Genomic DNA, 22,242 nt, shown 5'->3' with positions numbered 1-22,242 from the left:
AACGAAGACGCCCTACAACGAATCAAAATATTTAGAAGCATTAAAACGAAGAGGATCGCCACTGTTAAAATTTGCAATAAATAGCTAAATTTTACTAGTTGTCCACCTCAGGGCGTGTTGTTAGCCCGATAGACTTAAAAAATATCATTTCTTTTATAAAACACTGGTTTTTGTTTACTTATTTTGAAAGATATGGGGACAGGTTTGGTTTTCGGGTCCATAAAATTTATGGCTGTCATTGCTTGTATGTGTAAATGAGGCTGAGAGGTGTTCCCCGAATTGCCTATCTTTGCGATTTCTTGCCCGATTTTAACGCTATCTCCTTCAGCTACTAATAAGCTGTTATATTGAAGATGCGCCATTAGTATAAATATATCAGTTTCTGTTTTAATGACCACATGATTACCCGCAATATTTTGTCGATCGGTCTCACCTATCTTTTGATCTGGAAGTGAATTTTCAATTGATACGATCACTCCATCGACGGGAGAAAAAAGAGATTTACCAAACGTCTTATATTTCTGTAAGTCAGTTATTTGTTCAAATGGTAGCTTTCCATCTTCAGGAGCCAAAATATCCATAGCGTATTTTTGCGACCCTACAAAATGGTGATGGTTTATTAACGGACTATTGCCACCATGTAAAACATACCAATCGCCTTTGAATGGAGGAATCAGTACAATACTATCAGTAGATTTTACCGGAAAATATATTATGGCGAGCTGATAAATTAAAAAAATCAAAAATATGGAAAGGGTAACATTGAGCGACTTACCTATTTGTTTCCGAGGCATCCAATCCAAAAGACAGAGTGTAACCACTGAACCCCATATCATGACTGTGATGACAGTAAAATCAGTAGATGAAAATTGAATCGGTATAACTGCTGTGTAAATACAATAGCCAATAATAATCCAAGTCGCATTCCTTAGAAAACCCTGACGAAGGTAAATGCCCGATCCTTGCTCTCTATATGAAAAACCCCAATCGACCTGTTTTTTTACAAGAGAAACAATAAACGTCACTATCATGGTTATTGCAGATAAGAGCAGGAATACAAATAAGTAGTTCATTAGCATTCCTGATAGCGTAGAAAACGCTAATAGAACAACCGGTAAACACAATACAATCAGTCTAAATTTTTTCATTCCATCTCCATATGGCAGTGATTTCGTGGTCAATAGCTTATTATGGATACTTCTCAGTAATGTCAGCTCCATAACCTAAATTTAATTCGGAGTAATATCCCACAATTTCAATCTTTTAGATACTAAAAGTGTTTGGTTTTTGTAAGTGCTTGGATATTACTGAGACTCCTTAGCGATATGACAGGAATGATCCATTAGAAAACATATGGCAAGTAGATTTGTGGCTTATTCCGCTTAGCGCACAATGCGGAAGTTGGCATTTAGAGATTTATTCTGAATGTTTTGATCTAGAGCGGACATGGCTGAAGAACAACATTACACGAGTAGCTTCCTAATAACTGACTTTTATTGTGAGTATTGCCATTTGTTTATTATTTTGTCTATTTGCCCATTTTTTTTCATGTCAGTAATTGATTGTCGTATTGTTTTAATTATTTCAGGCGATGTTTTTTTATTACATGCTAAATAATAATCTAATGGTTGTTCATTTATCTGGAAAACGTTTTCAAATGAATGAGGATCAAGTTTGTCATATTGTGAGCGAGGTTCAACGGTATTAGCATCCACTAAGATAAAATGTATACCTTTGCGCAGAGATAACAATTTAAACAAAGAAAAAGTATCATTAAGTACATATAAATTAACTCCTTCTTGAAACCCTTCACTCAATAAAAATTGGTGTGTTACATCATCACGAATCACTGCTGTATTATATTTTTTCGCATCATCTAGCGAAGTGATAGTCAAATTCTGACTTTTTAAAGCAATAAGGGAAGCATTTCGTTTAGCAATCGTATGTACCCAAATAAACTTATCTTCTCTCTCAGAGGTTCTAGCCATTGAATATATACACGTGTTTTCTTTTTTAAGTGCCATATTGTAAGAGCGAGACCATGGGAAGACTTTAATATCATACGAATACGGCGTATTTGAGAATGCTGTAACAATAATTTGTGTTGCGAAACCCTGTATTTCAGTCGGTGTGGATATTTGAAAAGGAGGTAAGTGCTCTGTCACAATATTTACATGAGGGGAGTTGTCATTATATTGCGCTTCAGATAATGAACATACAAAAGAGAGTAATAATATTAAAGGGCTAATGATTTTTTTTAGATTAACTATCAATGGTTGCTACATCCTGAAGTTACGCCTCATATGATATACACACTATAATAGGTTTAAATTTATTTATTAACAGATAAACCAAAAAATATTTTATCTCACTTTTATCTGCTACTTTAGAAAGATTAATCTTAATCTTTTTTGGCGGTTTGTTCAGTGTAAGTGCGAAGAGTTATCTACAATCATTATTAAGTAATAGCTCGAATAAACGCTCTTCTTTATCTTCTTAGCCCACTAAGTAATCATTAAAGCCATTTATCCTAATGGCTTTAATGTTAGAGCACTTGCCATTTAACAGTCGATTATTAACGGTGGAGAAGCGCTTTAAATCATCATAATTTTAAACGTGCTTTTAAGACTTTGCTATATAAAATATAATGTTACAGGTCTCTTATTTCATTGAAATAATCACGCCTTTACAGTATACGAAAGAATTAGTAGACTAAAAATCAATCAATTAAAAATAAAGGGATTAATTATAATGAAGAATTGGATGCTGATATCTATTTATCTACTGTTTGTTAGCTTGAATACAAGTGCTCTTGAAAATAACACTGATCTAAACGTAGGAATTAAAGCAGAAACAAAGGCGAATATTCTGTCTATGCAGACAATTGAAGCTGTACTTAATGATGATAAAAGAACGAAGCCTGATTATCTTAAAGACGAGCATAGGAAGCCTACAGAAATATTAACTTTTTTTAATGTTACCCCTGAAACTGTTGTTCTTGATGTATTGGCAGGTAGCGGTTATTACTCAGAAATACTCTCTGGGGTTGTGGGTTCTAAAGGTAAAGTTATTATCCATAATGATAAACATTTTTTAAAATATTATGGTAAAAGTTTATCTGAACGTTTAGGTAACGGGGAGCGTTTAGCGAATACTAAACGAATAGATATCTCTCTGAATAACTTAGAGTTAGAAGAAAATAGCATTGATACAATACTATTAATTTTGGGGTACCATGACTTTTATTATGTGATGGATGGAGCTGAAAAAATAGCCGTTGAAAAAGTATTATCTAACTTTAGAAGGTTTTTAAAGCCAAACGGTATTATAGGTATAATAGATCATGAAGCAGTAAAAGGTGCACCTAGCAATGTTGGCAATACTTTGCACCGCATTGATCCTCAAATTGTTAAAAGTGAAATGTCTGATGCTGGGTTTGTCTTCGATGGTGAATTAGATATTTTAAAAAATACCCGTGACGATAAATCTAAGAAAATCTGGGATATCCCTAATAGTAATACCAGTAGGTTTGTATTACGTTTTAAAAACCTAAAATAGGGTAAGGTTAAACGGCATCTAAGACGTTAACGATATAGCGTTGGCGTTTGTTCGTTCTTCAATATTCGGATAAAAAATTAGCTCGCTATTGACCTCATCGGTTTAACATCAATTCGAAGCAATGATGGTGTTTTACCCGATAATACGAGCTAACAACAACTTTTCAAGAATTAACTCTAAGCTTTTGACACACTCAGAAAATAATCTCACATAAATTGATACTTCGCTTCTGCTCCTAAGACCAATATCCTATAATACGCAGTCATCATTGTTGAGGCTTAAATGACAAATAAACAACTTTTACCCCTACTGATTTTAATGGTTATTTTTAGCCCATTAGCGATAGATATATTTTTACCCGCTTTGCCCATGATGGCGAAAGAATTTTTTGTGCCTATGACACAAATGCAGTGGAGTATAACGATATTTATTTTAAGCATGGGATTTGGCCAGCTAATCAGTGGTCCACTGGCTGATCGGTATGGGCGTCGACCTATCGCGATTGGCGGGGTAATCATTTATGGCTTAGCTTCTATCATGTCTGCTTATTCCGATAGTTTAACGCTTTTTCTTATGAGTCGTTTAATACAAGGCTTTGGTGCCTGTGCAATCGTTGTGGCGGCTTTTGCCAGTGTGCGTGATAAATATAATGCGATTGAGAGTGGTGTTATGTACTCTTATTTAAATAGCGCTATATGTTGTATTCCAGCACTTGCACCCTTATTAGGCAATGTATTAACAGAGTATTTTGGTTGGCGTAGTAATTTTGAATTTATGGCGGGATACGCTATTTTTGCAGGTTTAATTTTATTCTTTACCCTTAAAGAAACAAGACCTGAGCACACAGAAAAACATAAGAATCTTATTTCTATTGATCACTTTATGCCTGTATTGAAACACCCGGTATTTTTGTTTAATGCTTTGGTTGTTATGTTAGCTATGGCAATTATTATTGCATATGTGAGTAGCTCTCCTGCATGGTTAATGGTGACATTAGGTTTAGATCAGCAGAGCTTTGTGTATTGGTTTAGCGTAAACGCAGCGATTAACATTGTTGCTTGTTTTCAGGCTCCTCAGATTCTAGTAAAGTTTGGTGCAAGGGTGACAATAGGCTTTGGTATGGTTTTACTGATCTTTGCTGGCTTGTTAATGTTAGCCTTGTTAGCTTGGCAAACGCCTGTCGCTTTTATGCTACCCATAATGATTAGTTCACTTGGTTTTTCGTTGCTTATGGGAGCTTGTGCAGGACAAGCGCTTGCGCCTTTTGGTAAAAAAGCGGGGTCAGCTTCAGCCCTATTAGGATTTATACAAATGAGTGGTTCGGCGGTTATTGTTTACTGCTTACAATTGTTGCCACTAAATGAAGCTGAGCAGTTGGCTTTACTGATGCTAACCATCATTCCGGTCTATGTGATATGGAAATTACCACAAGTGAAACGACATATTATGCTAGATAATTATTAAACTTATTATTTTTTCAGGTGATAAAATATCAGGATTAATGAAAATGTGAATATTCGAATATTCGAATATTCACATTTTATAGATATTTAATTATGCTTGAAGTGCTATTGATGCCATTTCCATTGTGCTTTCAAATGATTCTGCGCCCGCAATAAATAAACCATTATGACAAAACATTGCATCATCAATGCCCGTTACTGCTTTAAGTGCATCATCAGATAAGCCCGCCCATTCTTTAGGCAATGGTTTTCTATCTTCAAATGACCCCGGTTCAACAGGCACAGTTTGAATTCTCCATTGGCCAGATTGAGAAGGGTAAATCATATATAAAGCTTGATCAGATAAAGCGTGAACTGTTCTTTTCCATGGCGTATATTTCTCTAACACAATCACTCTTGGATCTTTTGCATCATCAATAGCTTTAGCGACAATTTCTTTTGCACTAATTCCGCCATTTGCAGAGGCTATAAATCGTGTTAGAACACGTGCTGAAAAATCAACAGCTTCATTAAAACAAGTGTCAAAGTGACTTTCTTCTTGCCAAGTAGGGTTAAACATTGAAATAGTTTGGCTCAGGCTAATACCTTGGTTTATGCCTTTAGTCACACCTTCAGCATAACCACAATCAATAGCATCAATTGTTGATACTAAACCTGCATCAACAGAGTTAGCGACTTCTTGATTACCTTGGCATATTTCAAGACCATATTTTTGCCAAATCAAACCAAATGAAGAATAAGGAATACCATTTTCTCTTTCACCGGCTCCACCACGTTGATGATGGTCAAAACGGCCGTCATCTGCGTTATATTCGCCACCTACATCAATCACAATATCTGCCTGGCCGATAAGCTCTAAATTACGGGTGCGTATGAGTTTAAAAGAAGGAAAGATGTTTTTTAGTGCAGCGATGCTGAAGACGTCATCTGCATGAAAATTACCGTTGTGAGTTGCTATAGTTATATCATTCATGTTTTTTTATATCATTTTAGAAAGGAATAAGAAGGTGTAGCTAGTTAATTTTACTCTTTTAGACTTGCCAATAAGGGAAGACGTTAATAAGTAGAAATTATACTGCGGATTCTATACGAAGACAGTGAACAACAACAGCGGGTTTTTAATAACGACAATATCAAGACGTAAAGCTCAGTAAAGGGTAATAATATAATGGGGTAAGATGAAGGGCGAAAAATAATGTAATTAACAGCTATACGTTAGCTATATTGACTGCCTAGGGATTTATTAAAACGCTTCATCTTCACTATAAACGTTAACATCAAGGTCACCATCCATACTTTCAGAAACTAAAAAATTAATGGGTTTACAGCATACTTGGCAATCTTCAATGTACTGTTGATTTATGTCGGCTGAATCGATGAGCACTTTAATTGTTTCGCCACAGTAAGGGCACCCAATGTGTTTTTTTGTTAATTGATGCAATTTTTAGGTTTTCCTATTTTTATAAAGCATGTCGATGCAAAGCCATACTCAAGCACCGCACTAGGCTATGCTTGAGTCGTGACGATTAACCAAAGTGATTAAAAACGATTTTATTACCATCTAAATCACGAAAATAAGCGCCATAAAACACGTCAGGAATACGCTGTCCTGGTTCACCGTCGCAGGTTGCACCTAAAGCGATGGCTTTATGGTACATTTCATTACATTGTTCTTTAGAACCGGGAGCAATAGCGAGCATATTACCGTTTCCACAGTTTTGAGGTGCTTCGTTATAGGGAGTACAAATAGCAAGCATGGGTTCTTTCATACTTTTACCAATAAATATAATACGCTCCATTTTTATTAGTGTTTTTGCACCCATAGGGGCTAATAGTTCATTATAAAAGGCTTCTGATTTGTCTAAATCGGTTACACCGATGGTTGCATAGCTAAGCATAGATATTCCTCTTTTATTTTGATTTATGTAAAGTACAGCGTTGGCCTTAATAGGCTCGTAAACCACTAGTAGATGTTGCGATTTAAGTCTTTAATTTTTAAACTAGCATAAGCTAATTATTCTAAAAATATACTACTATTCTCATTTAGGCGAAACTTTTATTACACCTAAGGTCAGTCTCATACTGGTGTGGTCATCGTAAGTAAGTATATTTATTTGTACTTAGCAATAATGTTTTCAATACGTTTATCGTTTGTAACAACGCTTTATTTAACCTTGTTAAATGTTCTCTTTTGTTTGGTGTTGACGTATCATAACTTCTACAGAGCTTACTACGTCTCCAACAACAATATCTCTTAAAGCTTGAACATGTCTTTTCATATATCCTATCAAGGATTTACTGGTAAAAATTTGGTCAATGCGTTTAGCCAACAATCACTTCCTCAACATTTTCATAGGCAATGGAATACAAACCTATTTTTTGAATTACTGCGCGAAGTAGAGTTAATTCCAGGTTCAATATAAACACGGGCAAGGTCAAATTCAAGCATAGCTCTAGCGGCAGGTATTATAACCATTATAAAAGTATCGCCGGTAACTTCTCCTATTTGATGAAATATGTCGGCAAATATGCCTGATATTGTAGCCTTGCCTTGTTGACCTACTGTAGAGATATTGTGTGGAGGATTGGCAGGATCGTAAGAAATTACCTTGTAGGTATTAGCGATGAGTGGCGATGATGTGGTAAGAAGGATATTAACAAAGCATAACTTTATTTTACAAGTTATAGTCATTTTACTTTCTTTTCAATCGGTGATCTTACAATAAACATAGCAGAATATAGCTAGTCGAGGGAATAAATCTCATGGTGAAATTATAAATATTTAATGGGCTTTAATCCTGCTAAGTTAGCGGTGCTATGGCAGACAGCTTAATCGTTATAAGGTGAACTGATTAAAATGTATCGCCAAAGGGATACTGCGAAATAATAGTAATCTTCGCTAAAGGGATACTGCGAAATAATAGTAATCTTCGCTAAAGCTTAGCTAATATAGCCATACTTTCAAATTATCATTTTTTAAGTACTTGAAATAATGATAAAATATATAAGGAATAAACTTTGCAAGATAGGCTTTTTATTTAATAAATAATGAGACAACCTAGCCATGAATATAAACCTGTGGGTATTTTTAAGTATCGCTGTGATTTTTTTAGTGAGTTTTTTAATTATTTTGGTGTTAAGTACCAATAAAAAGAAGATAAAAGCATTAGAAGTCGAAGCGTTGACATTAGAAAAAGCTAATTTAGAGACAGAAGTCGCGGCAGCGGTTAATAAAACACTGGGTGACCAATTAAGTCGAATAGAGGTATTGGAAGCTATCGTTACCGATAAAAACTACAACCTAAACGAAAAAATAACTCGATTATAAATAGTAATACGATTAATTTTGTCTACAACATTAATCGTATAAAATATTGATATATTAACGGTTAAGACAGACTGACCAGCAGATAAAATAGGCGATCAGCTAATCGCCATAGAAGGATACAAATTTCTGGCTGTTGGCACACTAAACTAAAGCATTAATGAATAAGCCCAAAGGGAGTCATTGCATTTAATACTCCTTAATAAGGATGGTTCAGAATATTCGCTGAGTTTGTTGCTAGAATAAAATCTTTGGTTAATCTTTTAGGCCAATTTTTTCTAATAAAACCATCATAGGGCACCATTTAGTAAATGATGACTGTATTAAGTTGACCGCAATAAAAGCAGTAAACCATAACCAGTTTATTGATAATGTTACGGTTAAAATAAGTGAAATAAGTATCATTGTGCCTGCTATTAGTCTTAATGCATCGTTCTTAGTCATGGTAACTCCGTGAGATTGGCATGGTTAAATTAGTATTATATTAGATTTTGTTAAATTAGCAAATACTAATATTGCTTATTGACAGGTCTTCTATTAATAGTGATTTAACATTTATATTAAACGATATCGATAGTTCTTAAATATAGAGTACACAGATACTCTAATAATAAGCTTAACTTGCTATGATTTTGATAAATGTATAACCAAGTTTATTGAGAAACAATTAATCACAGTGAGTGACTTTTTATGTCACTGCTAATTTGAGTCACACCCGTAATATAAAGTCTCGTTTTTTCGATAACGGGTGCAGTAATTGACAGGAATTTAACCAAAGAATTGTATGTAAAAATGGCAAATATAAAATTTCAGGTACTCACCTTTTACCCACTGAACAAAATGGCATTACCTTCTTTAGCGTTACCAATAGTTTCTTTAAAACAAATTGTTGGGCAATAATAAATGAATATTAAAGCCATTTATCGTTCTAGTACTTTCTTTTTTTGTTTGGTTATATTTTTTATCAGTAATGTTGTTGCGGTAGAGTTACCCGTTGAAGCATTTAGTCGATTGCCAAGTATTAAATCACCAGCGTTATCTCCAGATGGAAGTAAAATTGCTTATCTGAAAAATGTAGAAAATCCAGATTTAACACTCCTTATTTATATTGATTTAAAGAGCGGTGAGTTTAAGACCTTACTTCAGACAGATAATCTGATTAATCAAATAAGGTGGTTCAAATGGGCCAATAATGAAACCGTATTACTGGCGGCAAAATTCTCTAGACACATGAATACAGAAAAAGTTGATCATACTCAGTTGTTAGCGATTGATGTCGGCGCTGAACAAACAAAACAACGAAGATTAATCAATGCATCAACGATTTATAGTAGGCGACACTATTCTCAACATGAAGATAAGGTGATTGATTTATTACGCGATGACCCCACGCATATACTTATTGCTCTCGATGCTGAAAATGCAAATTTACCTAGCGTATTTAAACTCAATATAAATACTGCTAAGGCTAATAAAGTAGAAAACCATAAATTAAAAATTAGACAATGGATGACCGATCAGCAGGGCTTTGTTAGGTTAGGCCGTGCTTTAAACTATAAAACAGGAGCAGCCAAAATATTTGTCCGTAAGGGTGATAACCAAAACTGGCAGATTTTATTTCAATATAACAGCTTGGAAGATGCCCCGATAACTGCGCTTGGTTTTGATAAAAACCCTAATATTCTTTATTACACTCAATACAATAATGATAAAAAAGCGCTTTATAAGGTTGACCTAAGTACTGATATTCATCAATTAGTTTTTGCTGATAAAGATTATGATGTTGATGGCGCACTTATTTATTCAAAAAAAACTCGTAGTGTAATTGGTATTCACCATATAAGTGGTAATATTTATTGGGATGAAAGTCGTAAGAGCCTTCAACAAAGGTTAGATACAGCGCGACCTAAAACAACAAATTATCTTGTTGACTTTAGTGAAGATGAATATGTTTATATTTTCTATGTTGAGAATGATTACACGCCAGGTATTTATTATTTAGCCAATAGAAAAACCGGTAAAGTAAATCGTTTGATGACTCAATATCCGGCACTTAAAGGTGCTAATTTAACCGCGCATAAACTTGTTAAATACACAGCTGCGGATGGAACAACGATAGAGGGTTTTCTTAGCTTACCAACTGGCAGTGAAGGGCCAATCGCAACTATATTATTTCCACACGGTGGTCCAGGAGCTCGTGATAGTAATGGTTTTGATTATTGGAGCTCATTTTTTGTTAATAGGGGATATGCAGTATTTCGACCTAACTTTCGTGGGTCATCTGGTTACGGTTATGAATTTTCTCAAAGCCAAATGAAAAACTGGGGCTTGATTATGCAAGATGATTTAACTGATGCCACAAACTGGTTGGTTACAGAAAAAATTGCTGATCCAAAGCGTATCTGTATTGTTGGTGGAAGTTATGGTGGTTATGCGGCGGCCATGGCAGCGGTAAAAACACCTGACTTATTTCGGTGCGCCGTCAGTTTTGCCGGAGTGAGCGACCTTCGAAATATTGTTTTTAAGAGTCGTTACTACACGAATAAGAAATTTGTAGAACACCAAATGGGTAAAGATGTTGACAACTTGATCGCCCGTTCACCCTTTTATCAGGCAAAGCGAATTAATATACCTATGTTATTACTCCATGGTGCCAGCGATACCGTGGTTAATGTTCGTCAAAGCCAAAGATTTTACCAGAAGCTATTAGACTTAAATAAGCCAGTTGAATATATTGAATTGGCAGACGGCGACCACTATTTGTCTATTCAGCGTAATCGACACAAAGCTTTTACAGCCATTGACGAATTTTTGAAACAACATTTAGTCAGCCCAAAGTGATGATGTATTCTTAATATAAAATAGGCAAAAGAGCTTAATTATGAAAATTTTATTTTTGGCTAATAAAGATTTAGCGAGTAATTTTGCACTGAATAAACTGCTACCAGAGGCCTGTAAACACCATGAGGTTCATCTGTGGTTATCAGCTAAAGTAGGCAAAAGCAATGTGATACCAACGCCATTAAAGACGCTAAAGTTTTTCGAGCAAGACTTGTTTAACCAACTGCTAAGTCCGCTAATTCCTAAGATTAAAAGTACTAACAATACCTATAAAACTTTTGATGGCTTTAGCGTCTTTTTAAATTCAGCGATTCGAGATGTCAAGCAAATTAATTCGCCTGAGATGATTAATGGTTTGAACGAGTTGGCGCCCGCACTTATTGTTTCGATACGCTTTGGTGGCATTCTAAAAGAAAAGGTTATTAATATTCCTACCAAAGGCATTATTAATCTGCATTCTGGCATATTACCTAAGTATAAAGGCGTGATGGCGACGTTTTGGGCAATGAAAAATAACGACAATAAAATAGGTACTACACTGCACACCATTGACGATGGTTCGATAGATGCAGGACAAATAATCAAGACTTCTACCGCACGAGTTAATAGAGAGAAAGCTTATTTATGGCATGTGCTTGAGCTTTATAAGCAAGGTGCAACCGATATATTAGCGGCTATTGAAACACTTGAAAATGACGAGTTACTTTGTTCTCAGCCACAAGAAAAGAGTGCTAGCTATTTTACCTTTCCAAATAAAAATGAATGTCTAGACTTTGAACAAAGTGGTTTTAAAATCATTGATGAGCAAGAGTATATTGAATTTATACAACAATATTATCTGTAAGTATAAATTTTAGTTTGACTAAGGTATTGTTGAACCGTTGAACCGTTGAACCGTTGAACCCATTAAACCCAACGATTAATTTCATCTTCATTATTGCTGGTTGTTTATGAGTTATATACCAACTTTATACTGGGTTGTTGTTGTAAATAAAAAGGGGTGAGCATTAATAATGCCCCCCCTTTAATTTTTACCATTAATATAATCGCTAATTTATGAGGTTCTAAGGATTATAAACAACATCCAAGCTTACACCACTAGCAGCTGAATAGCCGTAAATACCGATATGCCAAGTGTCTGCTACAGGGCTGGTAAATGAACAGGCTTCATTATTGCCACCTTTGTAAGGGCGACAATCATAAGTTGATGACGTTGGCTGTGCGCCACGTCGAATATATAAATCAGCATCACCAGAACCACCACTCATCGTGAAGTCTACTGTTGCCATGCCAGCTGGTACGTCAATGGTGTAATAAGTCCATGCTTGACGAGCGACACTAATATCCGTTAAAGATGCACTGCCACCTGTTGCTCCACCACCTGTTGCTGGTTCGGTAAAGCTACCGGTTAAGTTAACATCAGTGAAGGCTGAGTAGGCAACAATTTTCACATAATAAGTGCCCGCTTGTGCTGTACTAATAGGACAACTTTCTGAGTTACCACCTGCATAAGGACGACAATCATAGCTAGAACTTGTGGGTGCCGAGCCAAATTTAACGTATAAATCAGCATCACCAGTTCCACCAGCCATCGTAAAGTTTAGGTCTGTTGCACCCGCTGGAACTTCCATCGTAAAGCTAAGTTCAGCACTTGAAGCTAAGCCAGTTTTGGTCGTGCCATTACTTAATACATCATCACCAGTTGGTGGCGGTGGTGGTGTTACACTTCCACCACAAGTTGCGGCTAATGCATCAGACGCTGCTTTAGCTTGTACTAAGCCAAAACCTGTCTTGTCATCGCGACCCGCAACATCAAGATCAATAGCCGTTGATTTTAAAGCGCTTCGTACTTCATCAGCGTTACAATCAATGTTGTTACTCCAAACTATTGCGGCAACACCGGCAACATGAGGTGTTGCCATTGAAGTACCATTATAATAAGCATAGTTTTGCGAGCCGTTAACCGTTAACGTGGCTGCACTACCTAACTGCGTTAATAACTGTTGACCTAGAGCACGACTAACCGAAACACTAGGCACTGAAACAGCGTTAGTAGAATCAACTAAGAATGGATTTTGTAAGCCAGGACGAGTACTGTCACTATAAACAATAACGCCAGAGGCACCTGCATCAGCACAAGCTTTAGCTGGGTTTATTTCGGGGTAATTACTGCCTTTTTGGTTGCCATTACGTTCTGCTAAACAAATATTGCCAGCAACATTACTACAGCTATAGCTACTGCCTGAAAGTGTACAACTTGCTAATACACCGTTTGCACTGCTATCAACATTACTTACGATGAAGCTACCACCACTTTCAATGTAATGAGTTTGTGGCACAATATCATTAGCATAAGTTGTTGAACCTAAGTTAATAAAGCCTAAGCGACCATCGCCAGCAACGGTTGATAAAACAGCTTCACCTGGCGCAGATATTTCAACTTGGCTAGTGTATTGAGAAAACTCAGCATGTTGATTGTTGCTATCAAGTGCGCCAACAGCCATAACAGCGTCATAAGAAGCAGGGTAAGATAATGTGGTATTGCCATCGTTACCTGAAGCGGCAACTAATAATACGCCAGAATCTGCAGCGGATTGTAATGCATTTTTCTCCGTAACACTTGAACCTGCACCACCTAAACTCATGTTAATAACTTTTGCGCCATTATTTACACAAGTATCAACTGCATCACTTAACTCGCCAACATAACCCCAACCCGCTTCATTAAATACTTTAACAATATGCAGATTTACATTGGTGTTTGGCATAATACCAACAACACCTTCACTGTTATTAACACCAGCAATAGTACCGGCTACATGAGTGCCGTGAGAACCGCCATTTTGATACCAATTCCCTGTCCCTGAGTTATTGGTACCTGAAGCATTGTTAGCATTTAAATCAGGGTTTGCCTGTTCATAACCAGAATCAATAATACACACGGTCATATTTGCGCCGTCGTTATCAGTTAATTGGTCTGATTGTGTTTGTGCTATACCCCAAGGTTGATTTTGCGCCATTAAAAAGCGTTTGTAATCAGGTTCAATGAACTCAATTGACGAATCTTTTTTCATGCGGTTGATCATGGTTTTCACATCTTTAATGTTCTTTTCTTTACCAAAAGAAATAATGTGATGACCATTTTTCAAAATCTTTTCGTGCTTTAACGATAAGCCTGCTTTTTTGGCTAATCCTGGAGGAATTGCTTTTCCGTTCTTCTTGTTTTTATATTTAACAATTAAACGATCAGTAAAATCCTGCTTTTCGAGCATTTGTTGTGCACGCCAATCAGCAAAACTTAATGTTGTTGATTGGGCAGATTCCATTCCGCTTTTATTTACTTTATTAATTTTAGCTTGGCTCGCATAACTTGCCGCACTAGTTACGGTTAGAATAGATAAGGCTACTGCACTGAGTGCAAGGCGTTTGTTATTTCTCATCTGATATAAACTCCATCGTTTATTTTTACGTTTAATTTGAACGTTTGCCTAGGCTACCTTCAACGTATTTTATTATGTATTGCTTTAATAGGTGAAAACCCACTGCAAAAATAATGGCTTGTTTGCACTATTTTAACTAGCAAATCACAGACTTTTTTTCATAATAAAGCGACAGGTTTGTTTTTGTTTTTGTCATTATCTGCATGAAATAATACGTTTTATTTTTATTTTGTCGTGCGTGTTCGAAAAGCTGTCGTTATTTTGCTAGGGAATATTTTCTGACTTGATATTATCGAATTATGCAAGATGCACGATACTGATTTAACAAAGATAAATAAGTCATCATCAAGATAGTAAGGACTGCTCAATAAAATAAAACATAACGTTGATCATAAAAATAATATAAACAACGTCCCTATAGATAAGAGAGAGTGGAACATATGAAAGCTTCTAAATTTACGACATCAATTATTGCCTTAGCCGTTACCGCAGCATTTTCAGCACAAGCTGCCGATGATCGATATATTATTAAAGTAGACGACAGTAAAAAAGGCCTTGTTAAAGCACTCGCTAAAAAATTAGGCGGCGAATTAAAAGTTGACGGCAAAGGTTTTATCGCAGCTTCATTCGCCGGTAAGGACCTAAGCCAAGTTAAAGGTTTATTAAATAACCCACATATTCAAATGATCGAAGAAGATCAACGTCGTGTGCCACTTTCTGTATATAGTGATACCGTAGGCAACCCTGCGACAACTCAACTTACCCCTTATGCGGTTGTTCAATCTCAAGCTGACCAAGTTAACTTTAATGCTGGCGCAGGTATGAAGGTATGTGTCATCGATTCAGGCTTAGATCGCTCTAACCAAGATTTCATTTGGAACAACATTACAGGTACTAATGATTCAGGCACAGGTAACTGGGATGAAAACGGTGGCCCGCACGGGACTCACGTAGCTGGGACCATTGGTGCTGCAGACAACGGTTTTGGTGTTGTTGGTATGGCACCTGGCGTTGATATGCACATTGTTAAAGTATTTAACGAAGCAGGTTGGGGATATTCTTCTGACTTAGCTTATGCAGCAAACATTTGTTCTGGCGCTGGCGCGAATATTATCAGCATGAGTTTGGGTGGCGGTGGTGCAAACAGCACTGAAGAAAACGCCTTTAAAGCATTTACAGAATCTGGTGGTTTAGTTGTAGCGGCTGCAGGTAACGATGGTAACAATGTTCGTTCATTCCCAGCAGGTTACTCTTCAGTAATGATGATTGGTGCTAATGACAACAATAATGCTATTGCTGATTTCTCGCAATTTCCGAGCTGTACGTCGACAACGACAACAGGTAAAGGTAAAAATCGCACAACAACAACAACAACAGACGAGACTATTTGTGTTGAAGTAACCGCTGGCGGCGTTGATACATTATCGACTTACCCTGCAGGCATGGCGACCAGTGCTTCAATGAGTGCTGATGGGGTAGCTTTTGCTTCATCTTCTATGGAGAACGCGGGTTCAGCTTCTGGCAATACTTTTTACATGGGCACTGCAGAATCAACAAATTCAGGCGCAAATGGCAATATCTGTCTAATTGACCGTGGTGTAATTTCTTTCCACGACAAAGTACAAAACTGTCAAAACTCAGGTGGTGTTGGTGCAATGATCATTAACAATGAAGCGGGCATGTTATACGCTACATTAGGTGATGCAAACGCGACAACTATTCCTGCAATTGGCGCAGCTTATGAAGACCGTTTGGCATTATTAGCCGCTTCTTCTGCTGAGATTAACATTGGAGCTAGCGATTACGGTTTCATGAGTGGTACTTCAATGGCAACACCAGCAGTATCTGGTATGGCTGCTTTAGTATGGTCTAATCATAACGGCTGTACGGGTACAGAAATTCGTGATGCACTAAAATCAACAGCTGAAGATAACGGCACAGCAGGTCACGATGACTACTTTGGTCACGGTATCGTTAAAGCAAAAGCGGCTAGTGATTACTTAACTGCTAATGGTTGTGGTGGTGGCGTTGTTACCCCTCCTCCAGTAGAAGGTGGCGATATTATTGCTGACGCATCAGCATACAAGGCTAAAGGTAAAAATAAAGTTGACGTAACTTGGTCAGGTGCAGTTACTTCAAGTGTCGATATTATCCGTAATGGTTCTTTAAGAATAACAACGGCCAATGATGGTGCTTATACCGACAGCTTTAGAACTTCTGGTTCGTTTACATATAAAGTATGTGATCAAGGAACTAGTAATTGTTCTACGGAAACCACCGTTAATTTTTAGATTTATACGTTTTAGTACAAGGAAGTAGTCTCATTAACTAGTTGATATCCAGTTCATTATTTGAGCTGGATATTTTTATTTTAGCAATTATTAATAGCTTTTAGTTATATTGATATACTCACAAGTTATTATAGGTTGGGTCTTGTTTAGTTTATGTTCACAGTCAATGTGTATTTTGTAACTGATGATTAAAAATTGTTTAAATGTACAATTGTTTAAATATAAATTACAAACATAAAGTTAAATTACCCTGACGTTTTTAAAAGATGTAACGGGAAAAGGGGATAAACATTTTGAATATTTCTGTAAAAAACATTATAAAACCACTCTCACTTTTAGGTCTTATCAGCGTAACTGTTTGGCTGATCCATACAACAATTAATAAAAATGTAGATGCACAAAAGCAATCGTACATTATTTCTTCAAATAACTATCAATTATTGCAAACAGAATTAGCAACGCTAAACGTTCAACCAACGCATCAATTAGCTATTATCAATGCTGTTGCTGTGTCCCTTAATATTGAACAGTTAGCTCAGTTGCATGCACAGTTAGACATTCAGGTTACTGAAAATTATAAAGTAGAAATCTCAGGTGGTAAAGCCTGGGGGAAGCGAAAGTGGCAGCCAAAATCTGTTGTGAATGATTTGATTGAAGCCTCTGCTGCTCATTCGGCCTACAACTTTGGTGATGGTGTAACTATTGGCTTTTTAGATACCGGCCTAGATCAGTTACAAGGAACATCTTCTGGTTTAGGTTTATCGACTGATTTATTCGGCAAAGATAAGTTCTGGGGCACTTATGATGCGATTAATAACAACATCAGCAATTATAGTAATGAAGAAAGTGGCCACGGTACGCATGTCGCCAGTATTGCTGGCAATGCAGACTATGACGTTTACGGTAAAGTTTATGGTGTTGCGCCGAATGCTGCCTTAGTTGGAATTAAAGCGTTTGATGCCGAAGGCAAGGCAACCTATGCCGATGTTATTCGAGGCATTGATTGGGCCCTACAAGTTAAAGACCAAATTAATTTAAGAGTATTGAACATGTCGTTCAGTGGTCCTGTTCGTTCATTCTATTGGGAAGACCCGTTAAACCAAGCAGTAATGAAAGCATGGCAAGCAGGTATTGTTGTTGTTGCTTCTGCCGGCAACAGTGGCCCTGACCCTATGACAATTGGCGTTCCAGGTAATGTACCTTATATAATTACCGTTGGTGCAATGACTGATAATTACACTGCTGATTATGCAGCTGACGACAAAGTAGCTAGTTTTAGTGCGGCAGGCCCGACAGTCGAAGGATTTGTTAAACCAGAAATTGTCGCGCCAGGCGGTCATTTATCTGGTTTAATGGCTTTTGATACGCAAATAGTTCAGGAACATCCAGAATTTCATGACGGCGGACGATATTTTGAAATGTCAGGCACATCGCAAGCTGCTGGCGTAGTGTCTGGTGTAGTGGCTTTGATGTTGACACAAGATCCAACGTTAACTCCTGACGAAGTGAAGTGTCGCTTAATGGACAGTGCGCATACCGCATTCGATAATAACGGTGAACTTGCTTATAGCGTGTTTCAACAAGGTTCAGGCGTGGTTAATGTGGTGGATGCATTAGCGAGTAATGCTTCAGCATGTGCGAATCAAGCATTAGATATTGCACAAGACATCGCGGGTAATGAACACTATTCAGGGCCTGCCAACATAAACTCAGACGGTAATTTTTATATCGAAGGATTGGGAGAGGATTATGTTTGGAAACTCAATGAAGGTACAGTAGACGGTAGTGCGGTATTGTGGAAGGTAAATTATGGCTCAGATAATCAATATTGGAAAAATACAGCATCAACTGATGCAGTACTTTGGAAAGTTGATTTCGAAACAGATGCTGTGCTTTGGAAAGTCAACCTTGAGTCAGATGCAGTGCTTTGGAAAGTCAATTTTGAAACTGATGCAGTGCTTTGGAAAGTAAACCTGGATGGAATTGACCACGCCACCATCGGTGTAAATCAGTGGGTAGAACAACAATAGCTCTTTGACAGCAGCCACTGTAATCATTCAGTGGCTTGTTCTTTTGTTCTATTATTAACTTTATAGTGCAATGCCTAGCTCCCCTAAAGTGAATAACTTTATGAAAAACTACTTAATCTTCTTCTTCATTTTCTTCATTTTCTTCGTTAGCTCTTCTATTTTTGCCAAAGAAGTCAAATTATTTAAAAATTTTGGTGTCGACAATCCGATGTCCTACCAGTTTGTTAGAACTATTGCGCAAGATGATAATGGTTTTATGTGGTTTGGATCCCATGAAGGATTGCATCGGTTTGATGGTTATCAATTTTTAAGTTTTCATCATAATGATGATAGGGCTAATTCGTTGAGCTCAGACGCTATCAGTCGAATTTTTATCGATTCAAAACAACAGTTTTGGATTGGAACCACAGGCGGCGGACTCAATTTATATCGAGAACAGTCTGAAGATTTTTTTCATATTACGACTGAAACCAAAGATATTGCATTAAGCAATGACGTGATTAATACCTTATTTGAAGATTCTGAAGGAAAGCTATGGATAGGCACTGAAAGTGGCATTAATATTTTGTCGAAACACCAAGGGAAATGGGAAGTAAAGCACATACTCCAAGAGCTCGGTAATCCGAATAGTTTAACTCACAATACAGTGCACGAAATCATTGAAACCAAAGATAATAAAGTTTGGGTAGCGACGAATGGCGGCGGTATATCTGTCTTTAATTTACAAGGCGATTTTATTCAAACGGTAAAGATTGGCGATAAAGGAACAAGTGTTTATATTAGTAAATTTGTTAATTCCTTACATCAAGATGCGTTAGGAAATGTTTGGATTGGAACCGCTGAGAATGGCTTAATAAAATATGATACGAAAAACGGGCAATATACTCATTATGTTTATGATGAAAATGACGTTTCGACTATCGCTAGTAATACAATTAAAACGATTTATCAGGATTCCCATCATCAGTTATGGATAGCAACCGATAAAGGCCTGTTGATTTACAACGAATTAACAAATGATTTCAAACGGTATACACATGAAGGAAATAATCAGCGAAGCTTAAGCAGTAACTTTATATTATCTGTGTTTGAAGACAAAAATAATATGATTTGGATAGGTACTCTAACAGGCGTCAATAGCTGGGATCCTCGTATGGCGACATTCAGTCAACATAGTGCGCAGACTAACGAGAATATAATTAATAGTAACGTAACTAGTTTTGCGCAGTTTAAAAACGGTATGGTTCTTTTTAGTACATATAGTGGGGGAATCTACCAATTCTCAGTGAATAATATTGAAATTTCTAGGCTAGATTTAAATGAATACTTTTCTGACCTGAGGATTATGACCTTATTAGCTGACCCTGACAGTGATACTCTTTGGGTGGGCACGCGTGGATCTGGTTTATTCAAAATCGATTTAAAGTCAAAAAATATTATTAAATATCAACATGAAGTGAATGATTTTCGTTCCATCTCCGCTAATAGTATTACCGATATTATTAAAGATCAGCAGGGTAATATATGGGTATCTACTTTTCAACAAGGGCTGAATAAGTTAAATGCTGATGGTGGTTTTACTCGGTTTACGAAAAACGACAGTGCATCTAAGCAAAGTATTAGTAGTAACCATATTTTGCATATTTTAGAGGATCATAATGGGTATTTATGGATTGCTACCTATGGAGGTGGTTTAAATCGTTTTGATCCTAAATCTGAAACCTTCATTCATATTATGCACGACAAACATGTATCAAAAAGTCTTTCAAACGATATTACTCTGTTTATGTTATTAGACAAGTATAAAAATCTTTGGGTGGGAACTCAGGGAACAGGCCTCGATATTTTGAGTTACGAAGACATGAAAAATGAGAACTTCTCATTTAATCATTTAGGTTCAAAAGATGGGATGAAAAGCCTTACTGTTTATGGAATAGTTGAGGATATTCATGCAGATATCTGGTTAAGTACAAGTGAGGGCATTTCTCGATACTCTCCAGATAATTCGGAGTTTAAGCACTTTGACCTGACTCATGGCTTAATAGACCTTGAATATAATCACAGTGCTGTTTTTTTAGGGGCAAACAATACATTGTATTTTGGTTCAGGCAAAGGCATGAGCACTATTAACCCAGAAAAAATTAATACTAGCTTGTCCGTTCCAGAAGTACGATTAACCAGTATATTAAAGCTGAATGAACCTATGCCTCTCGGCAGTAATTTATCTAACTTAAGCCAATTGGAATTTGATTACAGTGATCAGCTAATTTCCTTTGAATATGTCGGTTTAAACTATGCAAACCCCGAGTCAACCCTTTATAAGTATCGCTTGTTAGGCTTTGATGAGGAGTGGATAGCTGCAGGGAAGTCACGTCGAGCCACTTATACCAATTTACCTGCAGGCAGTTATACACTGCAAATTATTGCTGGAAATAACGACAACGTATGGAGTAAACCTGGGATATCACTTGATATTTTAGTTAAACCAGCACCTTGGAATACTTGGTGGGCTTACTTGTTATATGCAATAGCCATTGCGACAACGTTATTAGTCTACTCGCGCTTTTTGAATCGCAAACTATTGATTGAACAACAACAAAAATCTTACCTTAAAGAGCAGGTCAAAGAGAAAACGCAAAAATTACAATCGCAAAATAGCGAACTTGAACATGCTAATATACTACTTGAAAAGTCGGCAACGGTAGATAAGGTCACTGGTGTACGAAGTCGCCGCTATCTTGATATTTATATTGAGCAAACTAGCCAGTTGATGAATCAAATTCATCAGAATATTCTACCAGTACATCGAGGCACCTTACCCCGTTTATACGTCTTAATGGTTCAGGTCAATGAGCTGACTAATGTTAGCAATAGCCAACTGATTAACATTACTGATTTATTACTCTTTAGCAGAAATACCGATGACCTAGTTGTTCGTTGGTCCGATGATACCTTTGCTGTTATTGGTTATGAAAAAGACAACAATGCTGGTGAGTTAGCAGCGCGGTTAGCAAGTAAATTTGAAAAACAATTCGACGATAAAATTTCCATGAATATTGCTTATTCTTTTTATCCATTTAATAGAGAGCAAGCTATGGAAATATCGTGGGATCAAGTCAGCGTGATGATTGAACTTGGCTTAACATTAACAAGCGAAGAGCCAGCGATTGCTTGGCTTGGCTTATGTGAACCTAAGATACAACCCTTTAGCTACTTAGCAGTGATTCAAGGCGCTGATCTAGCGACACTTAAGCATAACATCCAAGTTAAGCAAGGTTAGCCTGAGTAGCTTTT

The 22,242-nt window shown here is 36.8% G+C and carries 17 protein-coding genes; 8 read left to right on the top strand and 9 right to left on the bottom strand.

Annotated elements, in window-relative coordinates:
• Positions 1-134: 134 nt before the first annotated feature.
• Complete coding sequence (locus H4J52_RS16060) at positions 135-1,148, bottom strand: M23 family metallopeptidase (protein ID WP_182225161.1); 1,014 nt, start codon at positions 1,146-1,148, stop codon at positions 135-137.
• Between the two features lie 345 nt (positions 1,149-1,493).
• Positions 1,494-2,273 (bottom strand): ABC transporter substrate-binding protein, encoded by a 780-nt coding sequence (locus tag H4J52_RS16055; RefSeq protein WP_182223751.1) that lies wholly within the window; start codon positions 2,271-2,273, stop codon positions 1,494-1,496.
• Between the two features lie 478 nt (positions 2,274-2,751).
• On the opposite strand from H4J52_RS16055, the gene H4J52_RS16050 reads away from it, so the two are divergent.
• Positions 2,752-3,558 carry a class I SAM-dependent methyltransferase gene (locus tag H4J52_RS16050; protein ID WP_182223750.1) on the top strand — a complete coding sequence of 269 codons (807 nt, stop codon included), beginning with the start codon at positions 2,752-2,754 and terminating at the stop codon, positions 3,556-3,558.
• 282 nt (positions 3,559-3,840) lie between these two features.
• Positions 3,841-5,022, top strand: coding sequence for a multidrug effflux MFS transporter (locus H4J52_RS16045; protein WP_182225159.1), 1,182 nt, complete (start codon positions 3,841-3,843; stop codon positions 5,020-5,022).
• Positions 5,023-5,112: 90 nt separating this feature from the next.
• On the opposite strand, the gene H4J52_RS16040 is transcribed toward H4J52_RS16045, so the two are convergent.
• The 5 genes from H4J52_RS16040 to H4J52_RS16020 all read right to left on the bottom strand — a co-directional run bounded on the left by H4J52_RS16040 (position 5,113) and on the right by H4J52_RS16020 (position 7,713).
• Positions 5,113-5,994, bottom strand: coding sequence for an MYG1 family protein (locus H4J52_RS16040; RefSeq protein ID WP_182225157.1), 882 nt, complete (start codon positions 5,992-5,994; stop codon positions 5,113-5,115).
• 270 nt (positions 5,995-6,264) lie between these two features.
• Positions 6,265-6,462, bottom strand: a complete 198-nt coding sequence (locus H4J52_RS16035) for a CPXCG motif-containing cysteine-rich protein (protein WP_182182264.1) — start codon at positions 6,460-6,462, stop codon at positions 6,265-6,267.
• 85 nt (positions 6,463-6,547) lie between these two features.
• Positions 6,548-6,919, bottom strand: coding sequence for a VOC family protein (locus H4J52_RS16030; RefSeq protein WP_182182263.1), 372 nt, complete (start codon positions 6,917-6,919; stop codon positions 6,548-6,550).
• A gap of 279 nt (positions 6,920-7,198) precedes the next feature.
• Positions 7,199-7,351, bottom strand: coding sequence for a hypothetical protein (locus H4J52_RS16025; protein ID WP_182182262.1), 153 nt, complete (start codon positions 7,349-7,351; stop codon positions 7,199-7,201).
• Positions 7,352-7,371: 20 nt separating this feature from the next.
• A complete protein-coding gene (locus tag H4J52_RS16020) occupies positions 7,372-7,713 on the bottom strand; it encodes a hypothetical protein (protein ID WP_182182261.1) in 342 nt (113 codons plus the stop codon).
• A 372-nt stretch (positions 7,714-8,085) separates the two neighbouring features.
• On the opposite strand from H4J52_RS16020, the gene H4J52_RS16015 reads away from it, so the two are divergent.
• Complete coding sequence (locus H4J52_RS16015) at positions 8,086-8,349, top strand: hypothetical protein (RefSeq protein WP_182223748.1); 264 nt, start codon at positions 8,086-8,088, stop codon at positions 8,347-8,349.
• Positions 8,350-8,601: 252 nt separating this feature from the next.
• On the opposite strand, the gene H4J52_RS16010 is transcribed toward H4J52_RS16015, so the two are convergent.
• On the bottom strand, positions 8,602-8,790 hold the full coding sequence (locus tag H4J52_RS16010) for a DUF2892 domain-containing protein (RefSeq protein ID WP_182203383.1): 189 nt from the start codon (positions 8,788-8,790) through the stop codon (positions 8,602-8,604).
• A 459-nt stretch (positions 8,791-9,249) separates the two neighbouring features.
• On the opposite strand from H4J52_RS16010, the gene H4J52_RS16005 reads away from it, so the two are divergent.
• Both H4J52_RS16005 and H4J52_RS16000 read left to right on the top strand, forming a co-directional pair.
• Positions 9,250-11,187, top strand: coding sequence for a S9 family peptidase (locus H4J52_RS16005; RefSeq protein WP_182225155.1), 1,938 nt, complete (start codon positions 9,250-9,252; stop codon positions 11,185-11,187).
• A 40-nt stretch (positions 11,188-11,227) separates the two neighbouring features.
• Positions 11,228-12,031, top strand: coding sequence for a formyl transferase (locus tag H4J52_RS16000; protein ID WP_182182257.1), 804 nt, complete (start codon positions 11,228-11,230; stop codon positions 12,029-12,031).
• Positions 12,032-12,251: 220 nt separating this feature from the next.
• Here H4J52_RS16000 and H4J52_RS15995 read toward each other — a convergent pair whose 3' ends face one another.
• Positions 12,252-14,627 (bottom strand): S8 family serine peptidase, encoded by a 2,376-nt coding sequence (locus tag H4J52_RS15995; RefSeq protein WP_182182256.1) that lies wholly within the window; start codon positions 14,625-14,627, stop codon positions 12,252-12,254.
• 440 nt (positions 14,628-15,067) lie between these two features.
• On the opposite strand from H4J52_RS15995, the gene H4J52_RS15990 reads away from it, so the two are divergent.
• The 3 genes from H4J52_RS15990 (at position 15,068) to H4J52_RS15980 (ending at position 22,228) form a co-directional block, all read left to right on the top strand.
• The gene (locus H4J52_RS15990; RefSeq protein ID WP_182225153.1) at positions 15,068-16,918 is read left to right on the top strand and encodes a S8 family serine peptidase; all 1,851 of its coding nucleotides are present in this window, start codon (positions 15,068-15,070) and stop codon (positions 16,916-16,918) included.
• 293 nt (positions 16,919-17,211) lie between these two features.
• A complete protein-coding gene (locus tag H4J52_RS15985) occupies positions 17,212-18,948 on the top strand; it encodes a S8 family peptidase (RefSeq protein WP_220461104.1) in 1,737 nt (578 codons plus the stop codon).
• Positions 18,949-19,048: 100 nt separating this feature from the next.
• A complete protein-coding gene (locus tag H4J52_RS15980; RefSeq protein WP_182225151.1) occupies positions 19,049-22,228 on the top strand; it encodes a two-component regulator propeller domain-containing protein in 3,180 nt (1,059 codons plus the stop codon).
• The last annotated feature ends 14 nt before the right edge of the window (positions 22,229-22,242 follow it).

Origin of the sequence: Colwellia sp. MB02u-14 (genome assembly GCF_014076915.1) — a bacterium.
Classification (GTDB): Bacteria; Pseudomonadota; Gammaproteobacteria; order Enterobacterales; family Alteromonadaceae; genus Colwellia_A.
The sequence above is the reverse complement of the archived record's forward strand: the minus strand, read 5'-3'. Positions and strand labels throughout refer to the sequence as shown.

Bases quoted from the DNA above. Each gene is read 5' to 3' on its own strand.
- H4J52_RS16060 (WP_182225161.1), bottom strand. From the start codon at position 1,148: ATGAAAAAATTTAGACTGATTGTATTGTGTTTACCGGTTGTTCTATTA.
- H4J52_RS16050 (WP_182223750.1), top strand. From the start codon at position 2,752: ATGAAGAATTGGATGCTGATATCTATTTATCTACTGTTTGTTAGCTTG.
- H4J52_RS16045 (WP_182225159.1), top strand. From the start codon at position 3,841: ATGACAAATAAACAACTTTTACCCCTACTGATTTTAATGGTTATTTTT.
- H4J52_RS16040 (WP_182225157.1), bottom strand. From the start codon at position 5,994: ATGAATGATATAACTATAGCAACTCACAACGGTAATTTTCATGCAGAT.
- H4J52_RS16030 (WP_182182263.1), bottom strand. From the start codon at position 6,919: ATGCTTAGCTATGCAACCATCGGTGTAACCGATTTAGACAAATCAGAA.
- H4J52_RS16020 (WP_182182261.1), bottom strand. From the start codon at position 7,713: ATGACTATAACTTGTAAAATAAAGTTATGCTTTGTTAATATCCTTCTT.
- H4J52_RS16015 (WP_182223748.1), top strand. From the start codon at position 8,086: ATGAATATAAACCTGTGGGTATTTTTAAGTATCGCTGTGATTTTTTTA.
- H4J52_RS16010 (WP_182203383.1), bottom strand. From the start codon at position 8,790: ATGACTAAGAACGATGCATTAAGACTAATAGCAGGCACAATGATACTT.
- H4J52_RS16005 (WP_182225155.1), top strand. From the start codon at position 9,250: ATGAATATTAAAGCCATTTATCGTTCTAGTACTTTCTTTTTTTGTTTG.
- H4J52_RS16000 (WP_182182257.1), top strand. From the start codon at position 11,228: ATGAAAATTTTATTTTTGGCTAATAAAGATTTAGCGAGTAATTTTGCA.
- H4J52_RS15995 (WP_182182256.1), bottom strand. From the start codon at position 14,627: ATGAGAAATAACAAACGCCTTGCACTCAGTGCAGTAGCCTTATCTATT.
- H4J52_RS15990 (WP_182225153.1), top strand. From the start codon at position 15,068: ATGAAAGCTTCTAAATTTACGACATCAATTATTGCCTTAGCCGTTACC.
- H4J52_RS15980 (WP_182225151.1), top strand. From the start codon at position 19,049: ATGAAAAACTACTTAATCTTCTTCTTCATTTTCTTCATTTTCTTCGTT.